This is a genomic window from Amycolatopsis sp. SID8362 (assembly GCF_010550475.1).
Classification (GTDB): Bacteria; Actinomycetota; Actinomycetes; order Mycobacteriales; family Pseudonocardiaceae; genus Amycolatopsis; species Amycolatopsis eburnea.
The window spans coordinates 1-8595 of the sequence record NZ_JAAGNB010001017.1 but is presented as its reverse complement, the minus strand read 5'-3'; the positions used below and the strand labels follow the sequence as shown (position 1 = coordinate 8595).

The following is an 8595-nucleotide window of genomic DNA, read 5'->3' as shown; positions in this document are numbered from 1 at the left end:
AGCGGCCGTGGTGGAGCGGTGGTCGGCTCGGGCGGCCGGGGCCGCCGAGACATCACCACCGGCCGGAAGGTGCTCGACCGCCTCCAGGCGGCGGCGCCACAACGGCCTGCGGACCAGCGTGGTCACCGGCGCCGGGGCGTACAGCAGCCGGCGCACCTCCTCCGCCGTCGGGCGGTCGGCCGGGTCGCGGCGGGTCATCCGGCGCAGCGTGTGCGCCAGGGAGCTGGGCACGTCGTCCGGGATGCGCGGGGGCCGGTTGAGGCGCGCCATCGCCGCCTCGACCATCGTGCCCGCGTACTCGCGCTCGCCCGTCAGGCACTCCAGGAGGATCAGCCCCAGCGCGTACACGTCCGCCGGGGGGCCCGCCGGCTCGCCGCTGACCTGCTCCGGGGCCAGGTACGCCGCCGTGCCCGGGACGATGCCCGTGCCCGTGATGTGGGTCGTGTCCAAGATGTGTGCGATGCCGAAGTCGCCGATCAGCGGGCCGGTCGCGGACAGGAACACGTTGGCCGGTTTCAGGTCGCGGTGGACGACGCGGTGGGCGTGGACGTGGGCCAGCGCCTCGGCGAGGCCGTCCGCCAGCGCCGTCACCTCCGCCGCCGGCATCGGGCCGCCGAGGAGGCGCTCCGCCAGGTTTTCGCCCTCGACCAGCTGCATCACCAGGTACGTGCGGCCGTTCTCGCTCCCGCTGTCGAGCAGCGCCACCACGCCGGGGTGGCTGATACCCGCCTGGATGGTCGTCTCGCGCAGCCGTCGCCGCTGGTCCAGCGGCAGCGCGTCGCGGTCGTAGATCTTGACGGCGACCTCGCGGTCCAGCCGGACGTCGTAGGCCCGGTAGACGCGGGCGGTGCCGCCGCTGCCGATCAGCCTGCCGACCTCGTAGCGGCCGGCCAGCAGGCCCGGCGGCCGTTCGTCGTCCGGCTCCCGGTGCGGGGTGGTGGTGAAGTCACCCAGCACGTAGCGAGCGCACGTGACATCGTCGCCCGCCGTCGGGCGCCCCGTTCTCCCGGCTTCGTCGGCCACAGGCGGCAGATACCCCCTTCACGTGACCGGCAAACGTCGGAAGATCACGAAATCCGGCGTGGATCGCGGCCCGGGCCGAAACGGGGGACAATCGGGGGCGAGAGGCGCAGCCGACCTAGGAAGGCTCTGATGGCCGACTACTACGGGAACCAGCCCCAAGACGTCCGCCCGGGGATCGACGCGCGCCGGCTGTGGGCGGGCGGCGTCGCGTCGGCGGTGGTCGCGGCCCTGCTCGCGGTGGTCGGGCTGCTGATCGCGCGCGGCATCTTCGAGGTCGAAGTGCTCGCCCCAAAAGGCGAGGGCGTCTGGGGCAACGCGAGCACCACGACGTACGCGCTGGTCGCCGCCGCGGTGGCCCTGCTCGCCACCGGGCTGATGCACCTGCTGAGCGTCGCCACGCCGGCGCCGTCCCAGTTCTTCGGCTGGATCATGGTCCTCGTCACGCTGATCGCCGTGGTGCTGCCGCTGACCCTCACGGTGGCCCCGAGCGCGAAGATCGCGACCGCCGTGATCAACCTGGTGCTCGGCCTGGCCATCGCCGCGGTGGTGAACAGCATGGCGGCCAGCGCCCGGACCCTGCACCGGCGCCGGCAGAGCGCGGCCCCGCCGCCGCCGACGCAGCAGCAGTGGACGCAGCAGGAGCCCCCGACCAGGTACTACGACCGCTGATGGACGTCCAGGAGACGAACCGCCGCGTGATCCGGCAGTTCCGCGCGGGCGGCGAGGTGGAGGGCATGCACCGCGAGCGCCTGGTCCTGCTGACCACGACCGGCCGCCGCACGGGCGAGCCCCGCACGGTCCCGATGATGGTCCACCACGACGGCGACCGGCTGCTGGTGGTGGCCTCGAACATCGGCGCGGCGAAGCACCCGGACTGGTACCTGAACCTCGCCGACGACCCGCGGGTGAAGGTCGAGGCCGACGGCCGCGAGTTCGAGGGCGAGGCGCTGCCGCTGCTGGGCGCGGACTACGTGCGGGCGTGGGCGGAGCTGGAGCGGCACTACCCGTTCCTGGCCGAGCACCGGGAGAAGGCCCGGCAGGCCCGCCGGGTCATCCCGATCGTGGAGCTGTCCGAAGAGGACTGACACCGTCCTCTTCGGACGGTCCTACTTGCTCGCCACCCGCCGGTAGCGGGCCGTGGCCAGCGGGGCGAAGACCGCGATGATCGCCACGCAGCACAGGATCGAGTACAGCGCCGCGTTCTCGGCGGGCCAGCCCGTCGGCGCGGGCCCGAACCGGTTGCCGAACAGGTCCCGCGTCGCGTTGATCACCGCCGTGAACGGGTTCCAGTCCGCGATCGCTTTAAGGAATGCCGGGAGGGTCTGGGTCGGGACGAACGCCGAGGAGATGAAGCTCAGCGGGAACATCCAGATCAGCCCGGCGCTCTGCGCGACCTCGACGCTGCGCGCGGCGAGGCCGATCAGCGCCCCGACCCACGACAGCGCCCAGGCGAACATCAGCATCACCAGGTAGCCGAGCAGCGCGTCCCAGAAGCTGCCGCGGATGCGCCAGCCGACGATCAGGCCGCACAGCGACATCACCACGAGCGCCACGACGCTGACCACGAGGTCCGACGTCGTGCGGCCGAGGATCACCGCGATCCGGGACATCGGCAGCGAGCGGAACCGGTCGATGATGCCCTTCTGCAGGTCGTTGGCGAAGCCGATGACGGTGAACGCCGAGTTGAACGCCACCGTCTGGGCGAAGATCCCCGCGATGAGGAACTCGCGGTACGCCGCGCCGCCCGAGTCGCCGCCGATCGCGTTGCCGAAGACGTAGGCGAACAGCAGCACGAACATGATCGGCTGCAGGGTCGCGGCCATCAGCCAGTCCGGGTTGCGGCGGACGTTCACCAGGTTGCGCCAGGTGATGATGCCGCCGTCCGAAATGCCCTTCGCGAGCGCGTTCACTTCGCGGCCTCCTCGGCGCCGTGACCGGTCAGGGACAGGAAGACGTCGTCCAGCGTCGGCCGGTGCAGCGCGACGTCCTGGACGGCGATGCCCTGGGCGTCGAGCCGCCGCAGGGCCTCGATGAGGGCCTTGGGGCCGGTGTCGACGAGGATCTCCGCGCGCCGCGTGTGGTCGTCGCCCGTCGGCTCGCCGGTGCCGACCTCGCGCAGCACCTCCAGCGTGGCCGGCAGGTCGGCTGGGGAGGTGACGACGAGTTCCAGGCGTTCGCCGCCGATCTGCGCCTTGAGCTCGTCGGCCGTGCCGCGGGCGATCACCCGGCCGTGGTCGATCACCACGATCGAGTCGGCCAGCTGGTCGGCTTCTTCGAGGTACTGGGTGGTCAGCAGCACGGTGGTGCCGTCGGCGACCAGCTCCTTGATGACGCCCCAGGTGTCGAGGCGCCCGCCCGGGTCGAGGCCGGTGGTCGGCTCGTCGAGGACGACGACGGTCGGCTCCGCGACCAGCGCGCCGGCCAGGTCGAGCCGCCGCCGCATGCCGCCGGAGTAACCCTTGGCCGGCCGGTCGGCGGCGTCTTCCAGCGCGAAGCGCGCGAGCAGCTCCCGGGCCCGCGCGCGGGCCGCCGCCTTGCGCCTGCCGTAGAGCCGCCCGACCATGTACAGGTTTTCGTAGCCGGTCAAGTTCTCGTCGACGGCCGCGTACTGCCCGGACAGCCCGATCCGCCGCCGCACCTGGTCCGGCTCGGCCAGGACGTCGTACCCGGCCACGTGCGCTTCGCCGGAGTCCGGGCGCAGCAACGTCGTCAGGATGCGGACGGTGGTGGTCTTCCCGGCCCCGTTCGGGCCGAGCAGGCCGAGCACGCGCCCGGCCGGGATGTCGAGGTCGACGCCGTCGAGCGCGCGGGTCGACCCGTAGGTTTTGACGAGCCCGCGCACCTGGACGGCGCAGTCCGGTTCCGGCATGGCGGTTTCCCCTCTCGGTGACCCCGCCAAGCTAGGCCAGTGCGTCCGGTTTGTCCTCCGGGTTTATCCCTGAGCGGCCGACAGGGTGACGGCGAATTCCGGTGGCGTCCGCAGCGACTGGAACACCACGCAGTAGCGCTCGGTCAGCTTCTTGAGCGTGGCGAGCTCGTCTTCGGAAGCGCTGGTGTCGAGGTCGAACGACAGCCGGATCGCGCGGAAGCCCACCGGCGCGTCCTTCGCGACGGCCAGCGTGCCGCGGAAGTCGAGGTCCCCTTCGGCACGCACGCGGCCGCCGCGCACCTCGAGCCCCAGCGACGTCGCCACCGCCCGCAGCGTCACCCCGGCGCACGCGACGAGCGCCTCGAGCAGCATGTCGCCCGAACAGGCGAGGGTGCCGTCGCCGCCGGTCGCCGGGTGCAGGCCGGCTTCGACGATCGCGCGGCCGGTCTCCACCTTGCAGGAGATGCCGAGACCGTCCAGTTCGGCGTCGGCGTGCAGCGTGACGAGCGCGCTCTCCGGCTGCTCGCGGTACTTGTCCTTCAGCGGGGCCTGTGCCGCGCGCAGCTCTTCGGTGTCCATGGGGCGATTCTGCCCCGGAAAACGGAGAAGCGGGGAGATCGGAAGCCCGATCTCCCCGCTTCAGCGGTTCAGCTTCAGCTCAGGGTCACGGCCACGTCGTCGATGACGAACGAGGTCTGCAGCGAGCTGTCTTCGGTGCCGGTGAACTTCAGCGAGAGGGTGCCGCCGGCGGCCGACGAAACGTCGATCGTCTTGAGCGCGTACCCGGACGCCTTGTTCAGGTTGGAGTAGCTGCCCAGCGTCGTGCTGCCGTTGGCGACGGTCAGCTTGTCGTAGGCGGTGGTGGTGGTCGTCTCCGCGGAGTCGATGTGCAGGTAGAACGTCAGGCTGGCGTGGCAACCGGCCGGGATGCTCACCGACTGCGCGAGCGAGTCGGTGTGCGTCGTGCCGTACCCGTCGAGCCACGCGTTGTAGGTGCCGCCGTGCGTCGGCTCGTCGGCACCGTTCTGCCCGATCACGCCGCTGCTGGCGGTCCAGCCGGTGCTGCCGGACTCGAAGCCGCCGTTGGCCAGCTTCTGGCCGGAGCAGCCGGTGGTGGTGCCGACGGTCCAGGTGAACGACGCCGTGCCGCTGTGGCTGGCGCTGTCGGTCGCCGTCACCGTGACGTTCGAGGTGCCCGCGGTGGTCGCGGTGCCCGAGATCGTGCCGGTGGAGGTGCTGATCGACAGGCCGGCCGGGAGGCCGGTGGCCGACCAGGTGTACGGCGCGGTGCCACCGCTGGCCGACAGCGGCAGGTTCACCGAACCGCCGGTCGTGGTGGACTGGTTGCCCGGGTTGGACACGGTGACCGTGCCGGTCGCCGAGCACGTCGGGTCACCCGACTGCGCCGGCACGCTGATCGCGTCCCACGCCGCCTTGACGGTGTTGAACTCGGCGCAGCTGCCCGGGAACAGGTTCTTCGCCGCGGTCAGCGTCCAGGTGCGGTACTTCAGGTACGAGGCGCTGGAGGTCTTCAGCAGCATCGCGTTGTAGAAGATCTTCATCGCGTTCTGGACGCCGATACCCGTGATCGAGGAGCTGTTGCACGTGGTGCTGGTCGGCTGCCCGTTGGTCGGGTTGGTGCCTTCGGCCAGCAGGTAGAACCAGTGGTTGCCCGGCCCGGCCGCGGCGTGCACCTCGGTGCTCGGGATCGAGCTGTCGTAGCAGTTCTTGTCGCCCAGCGCCGACGGGTTGTACATGTTGCGGATCGGGCCGGAGCCGACCAGGTTGATCGTCTCGCCGACGAGGAAGTCCGGGACGTCGCCGCCGGCCGGCTCGTTGGCGAACCACTCGGTGGAGGCGCCGAAGACGTCCGCGACGAACTCCTGCGTGCCGTTGCCCGAAATCCCGCCGGGGGTGTGGTCGTCGATGCCGTGGCCGAGCTCGTGCGCGACGACGTCGATCGAGCTGATCCACTGGCTGTTGGTGTTCTTGCCGATCTGGACCTGGCTGCCGTCGTAGTAGGCGTTCTGGTCGTTCAGGCCGACGCGGACCGGCCAGCCGCCGCCGTTGCCGTCGAAGCTGTTGCGCCCCAGCCACTGCGAGAGCATCTTGTTCTCGGTCTGCAGGGCGAAGAGGGCGTCGACGCAGCCGGTCTCGCGGCTGGTGGCGTTGCCGTTGCCCCACGCGTCGTCGGGGCCGCTGAAGGTGGTGTTGTTGGCCGCGTCCTGGCAGGACTCGGTCGGGTGGGTCGGGTCCTTCAACGAGTACGTGCTGCCGGACAGCGTGGTGTCCAGGTGCACCGGGTTCGGCCGGTTGTACGCGCTGGTGCCGTCACCGTTGAGGACGTGCTCCTGGGTCTTGAGCACCTTGCCGGTGGCGGCGTCGACGATGACGTCGAGCCGGCTCGGGCCCTCGGCGTCGCGGCCGACGACGGTGCTCTTCCACGCGAGGGCGGGCGTGCCGAGCGCGTAGACGACCTGCTGCGCCGGGCTCACGCTGTCCACCGCGGAAAGCTGCTGCCGCGCGGTCGCCTCGGCCGCGGCCTTCGACACCTTGGCGGTGGTGGAGGCGAGGTTGATGGTCTGGTCCTGCGCGACGGAGGTGCCCAGCACCTGGCCCGTCGAGTCGGTCGCCACGACGAAGTCGCCGCCGACGACCGGCAGGCCCTTGTAGCTGCGCTCGTACGGGACGTACTTGAGCCCGTTGCTCGAGGAAATCGCTTTCTGGGCGAGGAAAACGTCGTCCGCGCTGGCGTGCAGCGCGGCCGGCTTGCTCGCGACCAGGCCGGCCGCCGCGTTGACGGCCAGGGTCTGGGCGTCGGCGGTGGCGTTCGGGGTGGCCGGCTGGGCCTGGGCGGCCGTGGTCGTGCACATCGCGGCTATCAGTGCGCCGCTCGCGGCCAAGACGATGGGACGTCTCAGGTGCATCGAAGGATCTCCTCCGGGCAGGGCGAACCGGCCCGGTACAGGCCGGGCCGAGAACGGGGGACGGGAAAACGGTGCTGCTTGGCGGAAATCAGGATCCGGTGCCGAAGCCTCGTGAACAAGCGACTAACGTACGGTCTTATCTGCAAGCTGCAATACTTCCCAAAATGGACATTTGTCGCGATTGGGATCCCTGAGCCTGTCTGTCCACTCAGGACCGAAGGGGGATCACCGCCGTTCGGGTGATCTTTCCGTGCTCCCGGACGACGAAAGGCCCCTCCGCCGGATCGGCGAAGGGGCCTTCGGTGTCGCGGACCGTCAGGCGGTCTTCTCGCGCTTCGGGAGCTTCCAGCCCGGGCGCACGAAGTGGCAGGTGTACCCGTTCGGAATGCGCTGCAGGTAGTCCTGGTGCTCCGGCTCGGCCTCCCAGAAGTCGCCCGCCGGGCTGACTTCGGTGACGACCTTGCCGGGCCACAGCCCCGACGCGTCGACGTCGGCGATGGTGTCCTCGGCGACCCGCCGCTGCTCGTCGTTCTCGAAGAAGATCGCCGAACGGTAGCTCAGGCCGATGTCGTTGCCCTGGCGGTTCTTCGTCGTCGGGTCGTGCACCTGGAAGAAGAACTCGAGCAGGTCGCGGAACGTCGTCCGCGCGGGGTCGTAGACCACCTCGATGGCCTCGGCGTGCGTGCCGTGGTTGCGGTAGGTGGCGTTGGGGACGTCGCCGCCGCTGTAACCGACCCGGGTCGAGATCACCCCGGGCTGACGGCGGAACAGCTCCTGCATGCCCCAGAAGCAGCCGCCGGCCAGGACGGCCCTTTCGGTTGACGTGGTCACGGCGTCACTCCTTCTCTCGTGCGGTGCATCCAGCGGGTACAACTTCCGTCGGTCACCGATGATTCCACGTCGGTATTACGGAAGCCTGACGTCACCGGATCGATGATACCTCTTCTTCGGTATCGATGATACCTCGCGACCATCCACAATGGACATTAGACCGGACGGCGGCGCCGGATTCGCCCGTCCGCCAAGGAGAATCGGATCCCCCGCTTCAGCGCGCCGCGACCCCGCGGCGGTGGGACGATGAGCCGGGGCCTGCCTCCGACACGGCCCCGAGGAGGCGCGCGATGCGCAACGGGACCGTCCCCGAACGGACCAGTGGGGTGCTGGTCGTCGAAGTGCGTGGCCAGCTCGACATCGACACGGTGGCGCAGTGGACGACGGTGATCGAGGCCACCATCTGCGAGCTGCCGGGGCCGCACCTGCTGGTGCTCGACCTCGGGCAGCTGGAATTCCTGTCGGTCCGCGGGATCCGCGGCCTGCTGCGGGCGTTCGAGCTGTGCTGGGAGCGAGGGATTTCGGGCTGCCTGATCGCCACCCCGGGCGGCGCGGTCGAGCGGGTGATCCGGCTCACCGGACTGGCGGGACGGGTACCGGTGTTCGCGCACCGTGTGGCGGCGATCGCCGCGTACCAGCCGACGGAGATGCGCTGGCTGCCCGGCTGAGAAGGACCGGCCCCTCGCCGGACGTAGTGAATGACTCATTCATGTCGCCGGACGACATGAATGAGTCATTCACTACGCCGCCAGGGCGTGCGGAGGCGGCGGCTTGCCCGGTCGCGCCCCGGTTTTCGCGGCGCGCACCTGCCGTGCCGCTTCAACCAGGCTCGCGCACCAGCTCCGCCGCCGCCTCCGCGAACCCGCGGACCCGGGCCGTCGCCGTGGTGGCCGGCCAGATGAGGGCCCACTCGAGGCGGGGCGCGTCGGCGAGCGGCACGTAAAC

At 70.6% G+C, this 8595-nt stretch carries 9 protein-coding genes; 3 read left to right on the top strand and 6 right to left on the bottom strand.

Going from position 1 to position 8595, the window contains the following annotated elements; all coding sequences use genetic code 11:
- Positions 1-957: serine/threonine-protein kinase (locus G3I65_RS32060; RefSeq protein WP_309235832.1), on the bottom strand; the 957-nt coding region annotated here is incomplete at its 3' end.
- A 195-nt stretch (positions 958-1152) separates the two neighbouring features.
- On the opposite strand from G3I65_RS32060, the gene G3I65_RS32055 reads away from it, so the two are divergent.
- Together G3I65_RS32055 and G3I65_RS32050 are read left to right on the top strand one after the other, a co-directional pair.
- On the top strand, positions 1153-1692 hold the full coding sequence (locus G3I65_RS32055; RefSeq protein WP_160699415.1) for a DUF6069 family protein: 540 nt from the start codon (positions 1153-1155) through the stop codon (positions 1690-1692).
- Positions 1692-2108 (top strand): nitroreductase/quinone reductase family protein, encoded by a 417-nt coding sequence (locus tag G3I65_RS32050; protein ID WP_160699414.1) that lies wholly within the window; start codon positions 1692-1694, stop codon positions 2106-2108. The genes G3I65_RS32055 and G3I65_RS32050 overlap by 1 nt, the downstream gene beginning before the upstream one ends.
- A gap of 21 nt (positions 2109-2129) precedes the next feature.
- Here the strand turns inward: G3I65_RS32050 and G3I65_RS32045 are convergent, their stop codons facing one another.
- The 5 genes from G3I65_RS32045 to msrA all read right to left on the bottom strand — a co-directional run bounded on the left by G3I65_RS32045 (position 2130) and on the right by msrA (position 7650).
- Positions 2130-2933 (bottom strand): ABC transporter permease, encoded by an 804-nt coding sequence (locus tag G3I65_RS32045; RefSeq protein WP_160699413.1) that lies wholly within the window; start codon positions 2931-2933, stop codon positions 2130-2132.
- Complete coding sequence (locus G3I65_RS32040) at positions 2930-3892, bottom strand: ATP-binding cassette domain-containing protein (RefSeq protein WP_160699412.1); 963 nt, start codon at positions 3890-3892, stop codon at positions 2930-2932. Before G3I65_RS32040 ends, G3I65_RS32045 begins: the two co-directional genes overlap by 4 nt.
- Positions 3893-3955: 63 nt before the next feature.
- Positions 3956-4471 carry an OsmC family protein gene (locus tag G3I65_RS32035; protein ID WP_160699411.1) on the bottom strand — a complete coding sequence of 172 codons (516 nt, stop codon included), beginning with the start codon at positions 4469-4471 and terminating at the stop codon, positions 3956-3958.
- A gap of 74 nt (positions 4472-4545) precedes the next feature.
- Positions 4546-6819: a M4 family metallopeptidase gene (locus tag G3I65_RS32030; protein ID WP_203612571.1), complete on the bottom strand. Its 2274-nt coding sequence runs from the start codon at positions 6817-6819 to the stop codon at positions 4546-4548.
- Positions 6820-7134: 315 nt separating this feature from the next.
- Positions 7135-7650 (bottom strand): peptide-methionine (S)-S-oxide reductase MsrA, encoded by a 516-nt coding sequence (gene msrA / locus G3I65_RS32025; RefSeq protein ID WP_160699410.1) that lies wholly within the window; start codon positions 7648-7650, stop codon positions 7135-7137.
- Positions 7651-7940: 290 nt separating this feature from the next.
- Here msrA and G3I65_RS32020 point away from each other — a divergent pair, with 290 nt between their 5' ends.
- Positions 7941-8318, top strand: a complete 378-nt coding sequence (locus tag G3I65_RS32020) for an STAS domain-containing protein (RefSeq protein WP_160699409.1) — start codon at positions 7941-7943, stop codon at positions 8316-8318.
- Positions 8319-8595 lie beyond the last annotated feature (277 nt).